Here is a 16,678-nt window from a genome sequence, read left to right as displayed (position 1 = left end):
GATGAAAGCCCTCGTCACCACCGCCATCGCCGCCGCACTACTGCTCCTGACCCCGGGCAGCGCTCCCCACGACCGCCCCGTCCCCGACGCGACCTGCGCCAGGCAGATCCACCCGAACCCCGGCTTCGAGCGAGGCACCACCGGCTGGGAGGCCGGTCCCCGCATGGTCGTGCTCGGCGACGCCGACCGACCCGCCCGCACCGGCCGCGCGTACGCCACCTTCGCCGGGCTGGACGTGACCCGTTCCGACCTGCTGCGCGTCACCCTCACGGTGCCGGCCAACTGTGACCTGACGGTCCGCTTCTGGGTCCGGACCACCACCACGGAGATCAGCCGCGGCGACTACCTCAACGTCGGGTTGGCGGTCACCGGGGTTCCGCCGAAGACGAGGTTCTCGCTGGCCTTCGACGGTGGCGCACAGTGGCGGGAGTACGTCATGTCGACCGGGACCGCCCCGATCGAGCGCACCGCGACGGCCAGCTTCCTCTCCAGCGAGGCGGCCGGTAACGGGGTCACCACCTTCGACCTCGACGATGTGACGTTCACGTTGAGCTGAGCACCGACCCCTCCGTCCGGGGTCACCCCGCGTTCCCTCCGCAGCGGGAGGCACGTCTCCCGCCTGAGCAGGATGCGGGCAGCCCGGACTCCGGCAAGTATGCAGATATGTCGAGACTCCGCCGGACACTGAAGATCGTGGTCACCAGCGTCGCCCTGGTGACCACGATCGCCGTCGTACCCGCCTCCGCCACCGCCCGTCCGGGTCCGCCTCCCGGGCCGAGCGTCCCGGACCGGGCCGCGCTACGCGCCGCCCTCGCCGCAGTGCCCGAGGCCGGTGCCCCGGGTGTGCTGGTCGCCGTGCGTGACGGTCGGCACGACTGGCGCGATGCCGCCGGCCAGGCGTACCTCATCAAGCCCCGACCGATGCAGCCGCAGATGCGGCACCGCATCGGCAGCATCACCAAGACGTTCGTCGCCACCACCGTGCTCCAACTCGTCGACGAGGGCCGGTTGGGACTCGACGACCCGATCGGCGCGTGGCTACCCGACATCGTGCCGGGTGAACTCGGCACCCAGGTCACCGTCCGGATGCTGCTGAACCACACCAGCGGCATCGGCAACTACACCAACGCGATGCTCGACTCGTACGCGTCGATCGACCGGATGCGGGTCACCACGTACGCCCCGGCGGAGCTGGTGGCCACCGGCCTGGCCATGCCACCGACCAACGCTCCCGGGGCCGGGTTCAGCTACTCCAACACCAACTACGTCCTGGCCGGTCTGCTGATCGAGAAGGTCACCGGCAAGAACGCGGCAGCCGAGGTGCAGCGACGTATCCTGCGACCGCTGAAGCTCAACGGGACGTCCTTCCCCGGCACCGACCCGACGATCCGCGGCCCGCACAGCGGCGCCTACTTCGCCCCGTTCGGCGTACGCGACCTCAGCGAGTCCAACATGAGCTGGGGGTGGACGGCGGGCGAGATGATCGCCACCACGGCGGACCTGAACACCTTCTTCCGGGCGTTGCTCGGTGGCGACCTGCTCAGCCCGGCCACCCTCGACGAGATGCTCACCGGGGTGCCGATGCTGCCGGAGGTGCCCGAGGCCGGCCGCTACGGGCTCGGCATCTACTCGCTGCCCACCCCGTGCGGCGAGTTCTGGGGCCACGACGGCGCGGTGATCGGGCACCTGACGATCTCGTTGCACAGCCGCGACGGTGCCCGGCAGGTGTCGACCGGGATCAACATCAGTCACTACCATGTCGGCCTGCCCGACCCCCATCCGATCGACATCGCCTGGAACACGATGCTGGTCACCGGGCTGTGCCCGACCAGCGAGCTGAGCAGCCGCTCGGCCGAGGTGGTGCGGCTGCCCCGCGTGAGCCAGCTGCCGGGCAACGACGCGCCGGTGGCGGCGCCGTGACCGCGCCCAGCCGACGCCGCACGGGTGGCGTCGACGCCGACAGGTAGACCGGTACACCGAGGTCGGGTAGCAGGCTGTACCTTCCGGGCCGCGAGGCGCCGACGGCGCCTCGCGTCGCCTATCGTCTCTGCCGGGGAGGTACGGATGCCACGCAGAGACTCCGTCGCCGGGCCGGTCACGGTGGGCTCGGATCGTGCCCGCGCGGTGCGGCGGCGGCTGCGTGACCGGGCACGGACCTCCGTCGACGCGGTCGAACAGCTCGTCGGCGGTCTCGGCACGTCACTGCTCTCCCTGGCGGTGTTCCTGCTGCTGCTCCTGGTGGGGCTGGCGTGCCTGGTCGGCGTCGGCCTGTGGTTGGTCCCGTCGGCGGCCAAGGCGGTGCGGTCGGCAGCCGACCGGGAACGGGCCCGGCTGTCCCTGGCGCGGGATCTGCCCGCACCGCCACGCGTACCGGGGGAGCTACGCGGTGTCCTGCGCGACCCGTGGACCCGGCGCGAGGGCGCGTTCGTCGCCGTCCATGCCACGATCGGCTTCGGCCTGGGCGTGCTCGGGTTGTCACTGCCCATCTCCGCCGTGCAGTACCTGCTGTTCCCGCTGTACTTCTGGATGCTGCCGCCGGACGAGGGCGGACCGGGCGTGGTGATCTGGCGGATCGACGGGCTGCCCGACGCCCTGGTGGTCGCGTTGCTGGGGGTCGGCTGGCTCGCCGCGACCGTGACGCTCGGCCCGCCGATGGCCCGGCTACAGGCACTGCCGGGGCGACGCCTGCTGGCACCGCCGCGCGACGTCGACACGTCGCTGCGGATCGCCGAGCTGACCGCGACCCGGGCCGCCGCCCTGGACGCGCACGCGGTGGAGCTACGCCGCATCGAGCGTTCCCTGCACGACGGGGCGCAGAACCGGCTGGTCGCGGTGACCGTCCTGCTCGGCGCGGCGCGGCGGGCGGTGGTTCGCGACCCGGCGCAGGCGGCGGAGATCCTGGACCGGGCACAGCAGTCAGCCGAGCTGGCGCTGGCCGAACTGCGTGCCGTGGTGCGCGGGATCCTGCCGCCGGTGCTCGACGATCGTGGGCTCACCGGCGCGCTCGACGGCCTGGCCGTCGGCTGCCCGGTGCCGTGCACGGTGGAGGTCGACGTCCCGGGCCGATGCGCGGCGTCGGTCGAGGCGACGGCGTACTTCGTGGTGGCGGAGGCGCTGACCAACGTGGCCCGGCACAGCGGCGCCACCACGGCGGCGGTCACCGTCCACCGCCGGGACGACCGGCTGCGCCTGCGCGTCGACGACGACGGCCGGGGCGGGGCCGACGAGGGCGCCGGCTCGGGAATCGGTGGCATCCGCCGCCGGGTCGAGGCCCACGACGGCCGATTCACGCTGACCAGCCCACCTGGTGGGCCGACGACACTACTCGTGGAGCTGCCGTGCGGATCGTGATCGCCGAGGACGACGCCCTGCTGCGGGAGGGCATGGCACTGCTGCTGCGGGCCGAGTCGCTCGACGTGGTCGCCACCACCGACACGCCGACGACCTTCCTGTCCGCAGTGGACGCGCACGTCCCGGACGTGGCGATCGTCGACGTCCGGATGCCACCGACGCACACCGACGAGGGCATCGTGGCGGCGGTCGAGGCCCGGCGTCGTCACCCCGACCTCGCGGTGCTGGTGCTGTCGGCGTACGTCGAACAGACCTTCGCCACCGACCTCCTCGCCAGCGGTACGACCCGGCTCGGCTACCTGTTGAAGGAACGGGTCGGCCGGGTCGAGGAGTTCCTCGCCGCGCTGCACCGCGTCGCCGACGGCGGCACGGCCATCGACCCCGAGGTGGTCGCCCAACTGTTCGCGCGCAGCCGCCCCGACAGCACCCTCAGCCGACTCAGCGCACGGGAGCGCGAGGTGCTCTCGTTGATGGCGGAGGGCCTCGGCAACACCGCGATCGCGCAGCGGCTGTTCGTCACCGACGGGGCGGTGCACAAGCACATCCGCAGCATCTTCGCCAAGCTCGGACTCGCGCCCGACGACCGCGCTGACCGGCGGGTCACGGCGGTCCTGCGGTATCTCGAGGACGCCCAGCGGCGCGGTTAGTACAGCCTGCTGTACCTCGATCGACCGGCCCGCTGGATCGTCCGGCGGCCGTCGCGACCATAGCGTCTCCCGTGTATTCGTCCCCTGACGACACGGAAGGTTGGTCGGGATGTCCGTCCAGATAGGGCCTACTGCCGGCACGGCGGTACGTGTGGTGCAACTCGCTCGTACGTATGGTTCCGGGCCGCAGGCGGTCACCGCGCTCGCCGGTGTGGACGCGGAGTTCCAGCGGGGCACCTTCACCGCGGTGATGGGGCCGTCCGGCTCCGGCAAGAGCACCCTGCTGCAGACCGCGGCCGGACTGGACCGTCCCTCGTCCGGGCAGGTGTGGATCGGTGACCAGGAGCTGTCTCGGCTGTCGGAGACCCGGCTGACCAAGCTCCGGCGCAGCCGGATCGGCTTCGTCTTCCAGGCGTTCAACCTGATCGCGGCGTTGACCGTCGAGGAGAACATCCAGCTGCCGCTGCGGCTGGCCGGGATACGCCCCGACGCCGCCTGGTTGCGTGAGGTGGTCGAACGGGTCGGACTCGGCGAGCGGCTGCACCACCGTCCGGCGGAGTTGTCCGGTGGGCAGCAGCAGCGGGTGGCGATCGCGCGGGCACTGGCGACGCGCCCCGAGGTGATCTTCTGTGACGAACCGACGGGCGCGTTGGACACGCAGACCGCCGCGGAGGTGCTGACCCTGCTGCGGTCGGTGGTCGACGAGTCACGACAGACGGTGATCATGGTGACCCACGATCCGGTGGCGGCCTCGTACGCCGACCGGGTGATGGTCCTCGCCGACGGTCGCCTCGTGCGCGACATGCCGCAGCCGGGCGCCGAGCAGATCGCCGAGCAGCTGGCGCTGCTCGGGCGTCGCCCGCTTGTCGCCCAGGGGAGCTGAGTCATGGTCAAGCTGGCCCTCCGGATGCTGCGCCACCGGATCGGAAGCGCGGTCGCCACCCTCGTCGCCCTCACCTGCGGCGTCACGATCCTCATGTCGATGGGCCTGCTGGTCGAGTCGGGCCTGCGCTGGGCGCCCACGCCACAGCGGTACACCGCCGCGGACATGCTGGTCGCGCAGCGCGACCTCACCGTCACCTTCCAGGAATTCGGGGAGACCACCACGGCCACGGTCGACCTGCCCGAGGGTGGGACGGTTCCGGTCACGCTCGCCGAACGCATCGGGCAGCTGCCCGGCGTGGCGACCGCCGTTGCCGACCACCCGATCCGGGCGGTCGTGCCGGGTCAGCAGGCGGGGCAGGAGGCGGTTGCCCACGGCTGGCGCAGCGCCGCCCTGACGCCGTACGAGCTCGCTGCCGGCGACCCGCCGGGCAGCGAGTCCGACGTTGTCGTCGACGTCGGACCCGCCACCGCTGACGGGACCGAGATGCGTCCCGGCAGCCGGCTTCCGGTCCTCGTCGGCGGCACCCTGCGGGAGTACCGGATCAGCGGGGTCGTGCAACGCGACGGCGGAGACGACGGACCGGCCACGCTCTTCTTCAGCGACGGTCACGCCGCGACGCTGAACCCGCACCCGGGCCGGGCCGCGCTGATCGGGATCGTCCTGGCCCCCGACGCCGACCGGTCCGCCGTGGCGGCCGCCGTGGCGCAGCTGGCCGCCGAGTCCGGCGCGAAGGTCCACACCGGTGCCGACCTCGGAAAGCTGGAGCAGCCCGAGGCGCGGGCCGCGAGCAGTCTGCTGATCCAGCTCGGCGCCGTCTTCGGTGGTTACGTGGCGGGCCTGGTGATGTTCGTCGTCGCCGGCACCATCGGCCTGGCGGTCCGCCATCGCCGCCGCGACCTGGCCCTGCTGCGCGCGATCGCGGCGACACCGGGCCAGGTACGGCTGCTGATCGTCGCCGAGGCCGCCCAGTTGAGCCTCGTCTCGCTGGTGCTCGGCATACCGGCCGGGCTGGTCGCCACCGGCTGGCTGCGCGGACAACTGGTGTCGCGGGGCTTCATCCCCGAGGGCTTCCCGATCAGCGACGGGGTGCTCTCCGCGGTGGCGGTCAGCACGGCGACGGTCCTGGTGGCGGTGGCGGCGGCACTGCTCGCCGCCCGGCGTACCGTGAAGATCCGTCCCACCGAGGCGCTCGGCGAGGTCTCGGTGGAGCCGGCCCGCAGCAGCCGGGTCCGGTTCATCGCCGGTCTGGTCGCGCTCGGCAGCGGCCTGGCGCTGACCATGTTCACCACGGCCGCGCGCGGACCGGCCGCCCTCGGCGCGGCGATCGGGATGCTTTACGTCTTCGTCCTCGCCGCCGCGCTGCTCGCACCGTGGATCAACCGGTACGCCGCGCGGATCCTCGGCCCGGCGCTGCGGGCCGTCTGGGGCGACAGCGGGTACCTTGCCGCCGCCAACCTGCGGGCGAACGCGCAGGGCATGGCGACCGTGCTGACCGCCCTGGTGTTGTCGGTGGGCCTCGGCGGCTCGGTCTGGTTCTTTCAGGACAATCTGCAGCGGGAAACCCTCGCCCAGACCCGCAGCGGGATGCTGGCCCAGTACGCCCTGGTGTCGGCGGTCGGGCTGCCGGAGACGGCGGTGGCGGACGCCCGCGAGATGCCCGGGGTCGTCGCCGCGACAGGTGTCCGTCGCACCTCGGTGATCGTGCGGATGATGGGTGCCGCCGAGCCGGTCGCCGCGCAGGGGATCGACCCCGACGGAGCCGACCAGACCCTCGACCTGAAGGTCACCGAGGGTGACCTCACCGAGCTGCGCGGCGCGACCGTCGCGTTGTCCACCCTGCAGGCGTCGGCGCAGCGGGCGAAGATCGGCGACCAGGTCGAGATGTGGCTGGGTGACGGCACGCCGGTGTCGTTGCGGCTCGTCGCCGTCTACGAACGCGGGCTCGGCTTCGGCGACGTGACCCTCAACCGGGAGACCATCAGCGGCCACACCGCCACCAACCTCGACGATCAGGTGCTGATCCGCACCGAGGCGGGCAGCGCCGCCGCCCTCACCGACCTCGTCGACCGCTATCCCGGCAGCGGCCTGACCGACACCGGGGCGATCGACCGCGAGTTGGCGAAGGACCTGGCGCTCAGCGCCTGGTTGAACAAGCTGCTCATCGGCGTCATGGTCGGTTACGCCGCCCTGGCGGCCGCGAACACGATGGTCATGGCGGCGTTGGCCAGGGGCCGCGAGCTGGCCCTGCTACGCCTGGTCGGCGTGACCAGGCGGCAGGTCAAGCGGATGGTGCACGCCGAACAGATCGGTCTGCTCGGTACGTCACTGCTCATCGGCGGCGCCATCGCCGCCATCACGTTGGTCTCGGTGGTCAGGGCGCTCAGCGGGCAGGCGGTGCCCTACGTCCCCGCCCTCGGCTGGGTTGCGATCATCGGCGGTACCGCGCTGCTGGCGCTGGTCACCACCGTGCTTCCCATCGGCGCGCTCCTGCGTACACCGCCGGTCACCGGCATCGGCGTCAAGGAGTGAGCGCCGCTCGGCGCACGGACTGACCGGTCCGGTGCTCCCGATCGGGTCGGACCTGCCCGAACACGATGGTCGTCGCCCGGGACCAACCTACTATTGGCACCCGGGCGACGACGTCGGCGGTGGGGTCGCCGCCGGACCCACGCCGATGATCGGCACGAACCGACAGCCAGGAGTGCCCGCGTTGTTCAGGCGGAGGTGGACGATGAGCGTTGGAGTCGTCGGCGCTCACATCACCCGTACGGCCGTGTCGAACGCGGACGCCCGCGACGTCGACCGCTGTTGAGATGGACTGGGCCGGATGGGCGTTGTTCGGGTTGGTTGCCACGGTGGCGCTCACCGCGACGCTGATCTCTGCCCAGCTTGCCGGGCTCACCCGCCTCGACCTTCCCCTGGTGCTCGGGACCATCGTCACGGAGGATCCCGACCGGGCCCGGGTCATCGGCTTCCTGATCCACCTCTGTGCCGGTCAGGGCTTCGCCCTCGGTTACGCGGCGGCGTTCGCCCTGCTGCACCGGGCGACCTGGTGGCTCGGTGCGGTGTTCGGGCTGCTGCACGTCGGGATCGCGCTGACGGTCATCCTCCCGCTCCTGCCCGGTGTCCACCCGCGCATGGCGTCGCAGCGGGCGGGCCCGGCCAGCACCGCCGTGCTGGAGCCGCCCGGCGTCTTCGCCCTCAACTACGGTTATCAGACTCCGGTGGTCGCGGTGCTCGTGCACGTGGTCTACGGGATCGTCCTCGGACTGCTCCTGCGGGCCGGCTGACCGACGCGGCACGGCTCGCGCGCACGGGGTCGCCATGACCGGCCCGACAGGCCCCGAACGCTCGACGCCGATCAGCGACTACGGGTTGCTGGGCGACACGCGTACCGCCGCTCTCGTCGCCGGTGACGGCGGGCTCGACTGGCTCTGCGTGCCTCGCTTCGACGGGGAGCCGCTGTTCGGTCGGCTGGTCGGGGGCCGGGCTGCGGGCACCTTCCGGGTCGGTCCGGACGGCCCGGCCACGGTCGTACGACGGCGTTACCGGCCGCACACCGCGACGCTGGAGACGACCTGGGCGGTGGGCGGGGGTCGGCTCACCCTCACCGAGGGGATGATCGCCGAGGTCCGGCACCGCCTGCTGCCCGCGACGCTGATCGTACGGCGTCTGTCGGCCGAGGCGGCAGCGGTCGACGCCGTCGTCGAGTTCGACCCCCGCCTCGGCGAGTCGCATCGCCGGCCCCGGGTGCGGCAGCGTCACCAGGGCCTGGTGTGTGAGTGGGGATCCGTCGCGGTGGCCCTGGGCACCACGGCCGGACTCGCCATCGCACCTGGCCAGCCGGTCCCGGTCACGGTCAGCCCCGGCCGGCCAGTCGACCTCGTGCTGGCCGTGGCCCACCGCGAGCCGCTGATCCACGTCGAGCCGTCGGCCGCCTGGGAACTGCTCGTCGAGGACGAGCAGCGGTGGCAGTCCTGGAGCGCCGACGTCGACGAATCGCTGCCCTTCCGGGAGGAGGTCGTCCGGAGTCTGCTGACCCTGCGGCTGCTGACCTACTCGCCCTCCAGGGCGCCGGTGGCCGCGCCGACCACGTCACTGCCAGAGGATCCCGGCGGGATACGGAACTGGGACTACCGCTACGTCTGGCCCCGTGACGCCAGCATCGGCGTCAGCGCCTTCCTCGGTGTCGGCAAACCCGACGAGGCCCAGGGGTTCCTCACGTGGCTGTTGCACGCCAGCCGGTTGCAGCGGCCACGCCTGCCGGCGCTGCTCACCCTGCACGGCCGCCAGGTACCGACGGAACGGGACCTGCCGGGCTGGCCCGGCTACCTCGACAGCGTCCCGGTACGGGTCGGCAACGCCGCCGCCGGTCAGCACCAACTCGACGTCTACGGCTGGGTGATCGACGCCGCGTGGGGGTTCGTCCAGGCGGGACACCGCCTCTACAGCGAGACGTGGCGGGCGGCGCGTGGCTTCGCCGACGTGGTCGCCCGCTGCTGGCCGGAACCCGACGCCGGCATCTGGGAGGTCCGCCGGCCCGCCCAGCACGTCCATTCCAAGCTGATGGGCTGGCTGGCCCTGGACCGGGCGCTGCGCATCGCCGAGACCCATCCGCTGTCCGCGCGCCAACGCCGACGATGGCAGCGGGCCCGGGAGGCCATCGCCGCCGAGGTCCGCACGCGCGGCTACGACCCGACGGTGGGCAGCTACGTGCGCAGCTACGGCTCTCCCGACCTGGACGCGGCCCTGCTGGTGCTGCCACTGCTCGATCTGGACAGCGCCGGGTCTGCCCGGGTACGCGGCACCGTCGACGCGATCCGGGACCGACTGCGCGCAGGTGACGGGCTGCTCTACCGCTACCCACCCGGGCGGGACGGCTTCCCCGGCGTCGAGGGTGCCTTCCTGCCCTGCTCCTTCTGGCTGGTCCAGGCCCTCGCCCGCACCGGACGCCGCGCCGAGGCGATCGATCTGTTCCAGACGCTGCGTCAGCACGCCACCGCCCTCGGTCTCTACGCCGAGGAACTGGACCCAGCGACCGGCGCCCACCTCGGCAACTTCCCCCAGACGCTGACCCACGCCGCGCTCATCCAGGCCGCACTCGCGATCCGGGACGCCTGATCCGGGACCTGGCCGCCGCACGCCGACGACGCCTCGAACGGCGGATCGGCGGCCGACGCCGGATCCCGGCCGCCACGTCGAACTGACCGCGCGGCGGCGACCAGGGAACCAGCTTGGGAAAAAGCGTCCCGGCAGTCGGCAAACTGCGAGAACACGGTCAATCTCGGGTCGCCGAGAATTCAGCCATGACTGCCACGGAGCGTGCAGACCTGGATATTGTCCCGTCGACATCGTCGACCCGACGGGGTCGGGTGATCCTGATCGCCGTCGGAGTCGGTGTACTGCTGTCAGTGCTGTGGTCGTACGAGTTCGTCGATCACACCATCGGCGATTCGATGGCCAACGCCATCCTCGGCCGGGACGCGAAGGCGACCGCGCTCAGCGGCACCGTCGCCGCACTGGTCTTCGCGTTCGTCTCGGGTCTGGCCGGTACCTTCACCGCCTGCAACATCGCCATGGCGGCGTCGATCGGCCCGATGAGCCAGGCGAACGGAGGTGCCGCGGCCCGTGCCGGGCTGCGGAGCCTGGTACGACCGGTCGGCTGGCTGACCCTCGGGATGGTGGTGGTCTCCGCCAGCTACGGGTTCATCGGTGTGTTGCTCGGTGAGCGGCTGCCGCAACTGTCCACGGGCACCGTCGGGGCGCTCCCGGTCCGCCTGGTCCAGTCGATGGTCGTCTTCGGCCTGATCGGGCTGGCCTTCGTCTACCTCGGCCTGGCCTCCCTCAACGTGGTACGGGATCCCTTCGCACACCGACCGACGGCTCGGGTGGTGGTGCTCGGCGCACTTGTCGGCGGCTTCCTGATCGGCCGGCCGTACCCACTGTTCAACAAGCTGTTCCACTGGGCGGTGGAGAGCGGGAACCCGTTGTACGGCGCGGGGGCCTTCGTCCTCCAGTCGCTCGGCAACATTGCCATCGTCGCGGCGCTGTTCGTCGTGCTCGTACTGGTCACGCGGGGCGGTTTCATCCGTTTCCTGGCGGCCAGCCCGGCCCGTACCGCGGCGCTGACCGGCGGGATGCTCATCGCCCTGGGCGTCTTCATGGTCGTCTACTGGAACGTGCGCCTGCCCGCGATGTTCGACTACGGCTGGTTCCCCACGATGCCCTACAACTAGGACCCGTGTCGAAGTCCCGGGCCACCGCCTGCCGGACCGCAGGTGGCAGCGCCCGGGACCGCAACGGCCGATCACCGTGCCGGCGGCACTGGAAGGAGTCTGCTCGTGTCGGCTGCCTACCAGGGGGCAGATCCACCGGACGACGATGTCGCCACGACGGCGACGGACGACCTCACGAACCGACATCGCGGGCGAGCCGCTTGCGAGAGATCGGCGCGATCTCCGGCCGCCGGGCGGCGTTCGCCGGAGAACCACTTCTGGTGGCGTTGGGGCTACGAGCCCGCCGAGGCTGGTCCGGTCCCGGCCACCGGCGAGGAGGCGTCGGGCGGCCCCGGACCGATGCCGTGACATCACAACGCAACCACCCGCTCGCGTAATGTCACCCTTAGGGACCTTTTCGGCATTCAGTATGGTATCTTTACGCTCCTCTTTCGAATAGCACGCTGCCGTGACGAACGTGATGTGGACATGCGCCCATCGAGAAGACCCCACGCAGGTGGCACCTCGCTACCGTGCTCCACCTACGTGGCCCCCGCTGACCGAAGGCGCCACCTGCGGTCGCACGCCAGTCGCGGCCCGATCCCCCCGGTTGAGATGACCTTCGGCGAACTGCACGGCCTGCCCCTGAAAGCCCTGGCGACGCGGCCGGTCACGGAGCAGTTCCCGGAGCTGAACTCAGGTGTCGTCCATCTCGACGCACCCGCCGGAACGCTGGCCCACGCCGCCGTCCTCGACGTGCTCGCGAACTATCGGAAAAATAGCGTCGGGGCCGCCCGGCACCGCTCCCGGGTGGCACTCAACTGGGCCGCCAACCGGTTCCGGACGCTGATCGGCGCGCCCGGCGGCGCCGTCTCGTTCGGGCCCGACATGACAAGCCTGACCCAGGCCTTCGTACGCTCGATCGAGCCGGCCCTGGGGCCGGGCGACGAGGTCGTCTGCACGACGCTGGACCACCACTCCAACGTGGACCCGTGGCGGCAGGCCGCCCAGCGCCGGGGCGCCGCGGTACGGATGGCGGAGGTCTCCTCGGACGGCCGGTTGACCGTCGACGCGGTCGCCACCCAACTCGGCCCGCGGACCCGCTGGATCGCGGTGACCGCCGGATCCAACGCGCTGGGCACCGCGCCCGACCTCGTCCGGATCTGCGCCGCCGCCCGAGTGGCCGGCGCCCAGGTCTTCGTCGACGGGGCACAGGTGCCGGCGCACCTGCCGGTCGACGTCGCCGCCTGGGGCTGCGACGTCTTCGTCACCTCGGCCGCCACCTGGTACGGCCCCGGATGCGGCATCCTGTGGCGACGCAGCGGCGCGATCTCCGCCACGCTGCTGCGCGGCGTCGCCCCGGCCGGCGGACCGGGCATCGAGGCGGTCCTGGGCACCGGCATCGCCGCCGAGGTGCTGCTGCACTGGGACCGCGCATCGGTCTTCCGACACGGCGAGCGGCTGGCGAATCTGCTGACGCGGAGCCTACGCATGATCGACGGCGTACGCGTGCTCGGTCGCTCCGACGACGCGGCGCGCCTGCCGATCGTCGCGTTCCAGGTCGCCGGCCGGCCAGCCGCCGAGGTGGCGGCCCAACTGGCCGACGGTGGCGTCGTCGTCGGGCACGGCGCCTTCGGAGCGGAACCGGCGCTGCGGGCCGTGGCGCCCGAGACCCCGGAGGCGCTACGCGCCGGCATGGCCCGTTACACCACCCGCGCCGACGTGCGTGCCCTCATCGCGATGCTGGCAGGGATCACCGCCGCTCGCGGCTGACCGTTCACTCCCAGCTTGCGCCGTCGCGCCCGAGCGACCACGAGGGCTCGGACGCCCGGCGTCGGCGTGCCACGATGGGTTCGACCCGCAGGGCACACAGGCCCAACCCGACAGGAGGGGCCGGTGGGACGATCCAGGGCCGCCGGCGTCCGGCCGCTGCTCCTCGACGGCGCGCTCGGCACCGAACTGCAGCGGCACGGTCGCTCGGTCAGCGCCCCGTGGTGGACCGCGCACTGCCTGCTCGACCCCGCCGGCCGGCGCCTGGTCACCCGGGTGCACCGCGAGTACGTCGCCGCTGGTGTGGACGTGCTGACCGCGAACACCTTCCGCACGACCCCGCGTACCGCCCATCGGGCCGGCGCGGGCCCGGACACCGCCGCCCGCCTGGTGCGCGCCGCGGTCTGCCTGGCCCGCGAGGCCGCCGCCACCGTGGTCCGCCCGGTCGTCGTCGCCGGATCGATCGCGCCGGTCGAGGACTGCTACCGGCCCGAGCTGGTGCCCGACGACACGGTGTTGCGCACCGAGCATGCCTGGCTGGCCGGCCAGCTCGCCCGGGCCGGCGTCGACCTGGCCTTGGTGGAGACGATGAACACGATCCGCGAGGCGGTCGCCGCCGTACGCGCTGCCCGCGCGCAGGCGCTCACCACCTGGGCCAGCTTCGCGTGCACGCCGGCCGGTCACCTGCTCAGCGGCGAGGACGTGGCTTCCGCCGCCACCGCGGTACGTGCCGCCGGGGCGAGCGCGGTGCTGGTCAACTGCACCGGTCCGGCCGGTACGAAGCGGGCGTTGGCGCGGTTGGGGCAGGCCGACACCGGGCGGCTCGGAGCGTATCCGAACCTGGAGGACCGGGCCGGTCTGCCGCCCGCGACGCCGGTCGACCGGTACCTGCCGCCGGTCCTGTCGCCGGCGGCGTTCGCCCGCCTCCCGGACAGGGACCCGTGGCGTGGCCTCGACATCGTCGGGGGCTGTTGCGGCGCCGGCCCCGAGCACATCGCCGCGCTGCGGGCCCGCTGGCCGCAGGACGCCGGCCCGGGTCAGCCGGCCACCGACGGCGTCCCAGGCGGGTAGGCGGGGGCGATGCCCAACTCGTCCAGCTCCGTCCGTACCCGCTCGCGAAGCTGTGTCCGCGCGGAGTCGGGAAGCAACGCGGCCTCGACAGCGATCATGGTCATCCCGGCCAGCTGCGCCACCGTGAAACCGTGCCAGCGCGCCGCGAGCCGGTGCTCGGCGACCAGGTCGGTGTGGAACATCGACGGATCGTCGGTGTTGAGGGTCACCCGCACACCGGCCTCCCAGAGCCGTCGTAGCGGATGCGCCTGTGGCGTCGGCACCACGCCGGTCCGCAGGTTGCTGGTGAGGCACACGTCGAGGACGACTCCCCGATTCCGCAGCGCTGTCACCAACGCGGGGTCCTCGACGGCCCGGATGCCGTGCGCGATCCGGGGTGGATGGAATGCCAGGCAGTCCCAGACGCCCTCCGGCCCCACCGCCTCACCGGCGTGCGGCACGAACGGCACACCGCGTGCCGCCGCCCAGCGGATCGGCTCGGCGAACAGCGACGCCGGACGCCCGGGCTCGAAGCCACCGAGACCGAGTCCCACCACACCGTCGGGCCGGCCCGCCACGGCCCATTCCGCGACCTGCTGGCACTGCTGCACCGACTCGCCACGGACGTGGTCCACGATGAACCGCATACTCACCCCGGTACGCCGCCACGCCTCCTCTGCGCCCCTGCGCACCGCGTCGAGCTGCTCGTCGAAGGGGATGCCGGGCCCGTGCCGGTGCGTGCCAGGGCTGAACGTCACCTCCAGGTGCCGGACGTTCTGCCCGTGCGCCGCGTCCGCCAGTTCCTCGGTCAACAGCTGGAGATCGGCCGGCTCACGCAACGCGTCGCAGCACCGTTCGTACAGTTCGGTGAAGTGCCGAAAGCTGCGGAAGCGGAACAGGTCGGTGATCCGTGCCTTGTCCAGCCGGCCGAGGTCGAGCCCGTGACGGCGGGCGAGCCGAAGCAGTGTCGCGGGCCGGATCGAACCCTCCAGGTGCACATGGGTCTCGACCTTGGGCAGCCGCCGGATCAGCTCGTCGCGGTCCGCCCCGCGCGGTTCGGCCGTGGTCACCGTGCCGATTGTAGGGACGTCGACGACCGGCGGACCGGTTCGCAGCACGGTCGATCGAGTCCCGTGGGTGGGAGGGCAATCTGGAAGAGGCCGCCGTGTACTATGTCTAAGTAAAGGGGCGTCGCCGGCCCACACTGCGGCATGGAGGAGCGCCGTGAAGGAGCAACGAGATCGCCGGACCTACGGCCAACAGTGCGGCCTGGCTTTCGCGCTGGACGTGGTGGGCGAACGGTGGACCCTGCTCATCATCCGTGAGCTGCTGGTCCGGCCGCGTCGCTACCGGGACCTTCTGGACGCCCTGCCGGGCATCGGCACCAACCTCCTGGCCGACCGACTGGCCTTTCTGACCGAAGCCGGCATCACCCAGCCTCTCGACGCGGAGCGGCGGACCGCCGGTTACGCCCTCACCGAGCTGGGCGAGAAGCTCCGCGAACCGGTCCTGGTCCTGGCCCGGTTCGGGCTGACGATGCTCGCCCAGCAGCCGGGCCAGGTCCGCGCGCCGGTCGCCCGGGCGTCCTGGGCCGTGTTGGCCATCGAGTCCATGGTCGACCCGGCGCGGGCCCTCGTCGACGAGGTCTACGAGTTCGACATCGAGGGCGAGGTCTTCCACGTCCGGATCAGCGACGGCGACGTGCGGACCGTCAGCGGGAGCGCCGGGCCGGACGCCACCCTCCGGGTGGCCACCGACGCCCGCACCTTCTTCGACCTCGGCAGCGGCACGATCGAGCCGGTCGAGGCGGTGGTCAGCGGGGTGGTGTCGGTGACCGGGCCGGCGGCGGCCGTGCCTCGCTGCCTCTACCTGCTGGGCCTGGGCGGTCGTCCGGGCGTCGAACGGATGCTCTCCACCGCCGGCGGCGCGAAGCGCTGACGCTCACCGACCGGGACGGGTGGTCGGTCGGGCCACGCCGTGCCGATGGGCGCCAACGGCGACGGCTCGGGCGTGGCGAGGCTGAAACCGAGCCGACCGCGTAACGCGTGCTGGCTGTCGATCGCCATCAGCAACTCCGCCAGCGACTCCAACGCCGGCGCCCGATCGATCCCACCGACGTCGACCGGCACGAATCCGATTCCGCGCAGCATCGCCGCACATTCGATTTTGGCTGATGGATGATCTCCGGCCAGTGGCACCGTGACCGGCCGGCCGTCCAGCACGGGCTCTGCGAGCATGCCGGCGGGCACCGTGTTGAGGGCCTTGACCACCCGCCAATGTGGTAGCAGTTCCGCAAGCAGTCGGCCGCTGCGCCGTCGGCCTCCGGCAGCCGATGGCGGGTTGGTCGTATCGACTATTGTGCGTCCGCGTCCCTCGTCGAGCAATCCGTTCCGGGCCAGTTCCACGGCCGCGTCGAATGGCAGCGCGAGCACGAGCAGATCAGCCCGGCCGATCACGACGGGTGCCGGCACGCAGTGGATCTCCGGGTACGTAGCCAAGCCGACGGGTCGTGCGCCAGTGCGCGTACGACCGGCGATGAGGACCGGTATTCCCTGCTCGGCAAGGGTCCGGGCCAGCGCAGAGCCCATCCGTCCGCGTCCGAGGACGCCGATCATCGGGCGCACCGCACGCCGCGGCTGCGGCGACAACAGGCGGGCGGTCGTACGCGATCACGCATCTTCTGACTCCGGGGTCGGTGGTCAGATCCCTCCGGCCGAACGGAACCTGAAGGCTCGGGTCGGACGGTCGTCGGACAGTGT

The 16,678-nt window shown here is 72.1% G+C and carries 14 protein-coding genes; 12 read left to right on the top strand and 2 right to left on the bottom strand.

Annotation, left to right across the window (positions count from 1 at the left end; genetic code table 11):
- Nucleotide 1: 1 nt before the first annotated feature.
- The 11 genes from ACLQ2S_RS17965 (at nt 2) to ACLQ2S_RS17915 (ending at nt 13,940) form a co-directional block, all read left to right on the top strand.
- A complete protein-coding gene (locus ACLQ2S_RS17965; protein WP_425702142.1) occupies nt 2-556 on the top strand; it encodes a hypothetical protein in 555 nt (184 codons plus the stop codon).
- 137 nt (nt 557-693) lie between these two features.
- Nucleotides 694-1,920, top strand: coding sequence for a serine hydrolase domain-containing protein (locus ACLQ2S_RS17960; RefSeq protein WP_425702155.1), 1,227 nt, complete (start codon nt 694-696; stop codon nt 1,918-1,920).
- Nucleotides 1,921-2,064: 144 nt separating this feature from the next.
- On the top strand, nt 2,065-3,351 hold the full coding sequence (locus ACLQ2S_RS17955) for a sensor histidine kinase (RefSeq protein WP_155218934.1): 1,287 nt from the start codon (nt 2,065-2,067) through the stop codon (nt 3,349-3,351).
- A complete protein-coding gene (locus tag ACLQ2S_RS17950) occupies nt 3,339-3,998 on the top strand; it encodes a response regulator transcription factor (protein WP_309223391.1) in 660 nt (219 codons plus the stop codon). Before ACLQ2S_RS17955 ends, ACLQ2S_RS17950 begins: the two co-directional genes overlap by 13 nt.
- Nucleotides 3,999-4,107: 109 nt before the next feature.
- Nucleotides 4,108-4,881 (top strand): ABC transporter ATP-binding protein, encoded by a 774-nt coding sequence (locus tag ACLQ2S_RS17945; RefSeq protein WP_425702141.1) that lies wholly within the window; start codon nt 4,108-4,110, stop codon nt 4,879-4,881.
- A gap of 3 nt (nt 4,882-4,884) precedes the next feature.
- The gene (locus ACLQ2S_RS17940) at nt 4,885-7,413 is read left to right on the top strand and encodes an FtsX-like permease family protein (protein WP_425702140.1); all 2,529 of its coding nucleotides are present in this window, start codon (nt 4,885-4,887) and stop codon (nt 7,411-7,413) included.
- Between the two features lie 284 nt (nt 7,414-7,697).
- Complete coding sequence (locus tag ACLQ2S_RS17935) at nt 7,698-8,174, top strand: hypothetical protein (RefSeq protein WP_425702139.1); 477 nt, start codon at nt 7,698-7,700, stop codon at nt 8,172-8,174.
- A gap of 34 nt (nt 8,175-8,208) precedes the next feature.
- Nucleotides 8,209-10,005 (top strand): glycoside hydrolase family 15 protein, encoded by a 1,797-nt coding sequence (locus ACLQ2S_RS17930; RefSeq protein ID WP_425702138.1) that lies wholly within the window; start codon nt 8,209-8,211, stop codon nt 10,003-10,005.
- A gap of 185 nt (nt 10,006-10,190) precedes the next feature.
- A complete protein-coding gene (locus ACLQ2S_RS17925) occupies nt 10,191-11,120 on the top strand; it encodes a hypothetical protein (RefSeq protein ID WP_425702137.1) in 930 nt (309 codons plus the stop codon).
- Nucleotides 11,121-11,714: 594 nt separating this feature from the next.
- Nucleotides 11,715-12,872, top strand: a complete 1,158-nt coding sequence (locus tag ACLQ2S_RS17920; RefSeq protein ID WP_425702136.1) for an aminotransferase class V-fold PLP-dependent enzyme — start codon at nt 11,715-11,717, stop codon at nt 12,870-12,872.
- A gap of 123 nt (nt 12,873-12,995) precedes the next feature.
- Nucleotides 12,996-13,940, top strand: a complete 945-nt coding sequence (locus tag ACLQ2S_RS17915) for a homocysteine S-methyltransferase family protein (RefSeq protein WP_425702135.1) — start codon at nt 12,996-12,998, stop codon at nt 13,938-13,940.
- Here the strand turns inward: ACLQ2S_RS17915 and add are convergent.
- A complete protein-coding gene (gene add / locus ACLQ2S_RS17910) occupies nt 13,907-14,989 on the bottom strand; it encodes an adenosine deaminase (protein WP_425702134.1) in 1,083 nt (360 codons plus the stop codon). The genes ACLQ2S_RS17915 and add overlap by 34 nt on opposite strands.
- Before the next feature lie 154 nt (nt 14,990-15,143).
- Between add and ACLQ2S_RS17905 the strand changes: the two genes are divergently transcribed.
- Nucleotides 15,144-15,857, top strand: coding sequence for a winged helix-turn-helix transcriptional regulator (locus tag ACLQ2S_RS17905; protein ID WP_425702133.1), 714 nt, complete (start codon nt 15,144-15,146; stop codon nt 15,855-15,857).
- Here ACLQ2S_RS17905 and ACLQ2S_RS17900 read toward each other — a convergent pair.
- Entirely contained in the window at nt 15,785-16,534 is a 750-nt protein-coding gene (locus tag ACLQ2S_RS17900; RefSeq protein WP_425702132.1) for an NADPH-dependent F420 reductase, read from the bottom strand. The two genes, ACLQ2S_RS17905 and ACLQ2S_RS17900, sit on opposite strands and share 73 nt — an antisense overlap.
- Between the last annotated feature and the right edge of the window lie 144 nt (nt 16,535-16,678).

It is taken from the genome of Micromonospora sp. DT48, assembly GCF_049844495.1.
In the GTDB taxonomy this organism is placed as follows: domain Bacteria; phylum Actinomycetota; class Actinomycetes; order Mycobacteriales; family Micromonosporaceae; genus Micromonospora.
The sequence above is the reverse complement of the archived record's forward strand: the minus strand, read 5'-3'. Positions and strand labels throughout refer to the sequence as shown.

Bases quoted from the DNA above. Each gene is read 5' to 3' on its own strand.
- ACLQ2S_RS17965 (WP_425702142.1), top strand. From the start codon at position 2: ATGAAAGCCCTCGTCACCACCGCCATCGCCGCCGCACTACTGCTCCTG.
- ACLQ2S_RS17955 (WP_155218934.1), top strand. From the start codon at position 2,065: ATGCCACGCAGAGACTCCGTCGCCGGGCCGGTCACGGTGGGCTCGGAT.
- ACLQ2S_RS17945 (WP_425702141.1), top strand. From the start codon at position 4,108: ATGTCCGTCCAGATAGGGCCTACTGCCGGCACGGCGGTACGTGTGGTG.
- ACLQ2S_RS17940 (WP_425702140.1), top strand. From the start codon at position 4,885: ATGGTCAAGCTGGCCCTCCGGATGCTGCGCCACCGGATCGGAAGCGCG.
- ACLQ2S_RS17935 (WP_425702139.1), top strand. From the start codon at position 7,698: ATGGACTGGGCCGGATGGGCGTTGTTCGGGTTGGTTGCCACGGTGGCG.
- ACLQ2S_RS17930 (WP_425702138.1), top strand. From the start codon at position 8,209: ATGACCGGCCCGACAGGCCCCGAACGCTCGACGCCGATCAGCGACTAC.
- ACLQ2S_RS17925 (WP_425702137.1), top strand. From the start codon at position 10,191: ATGACTGCCACGGAGCGTGCAGACCTGGATATTGTCCCGTCGACATCG.
- ACLQ2S_RS17920 (WP_425702136.1), top strand. From the start codon at position 11,715: ATGACCTTCGGCGAACTGCACGGCCTGCCCCTGAAAGCCCTGGCGACG.
- ACLQ2S_RS17900 (WP_425702132.1), bottom strand. From the start codon at position 16,534: ATGATCGGCGTCCTCGGACGCGGACGGATGGGCTCTGCGCTGGCCCGG.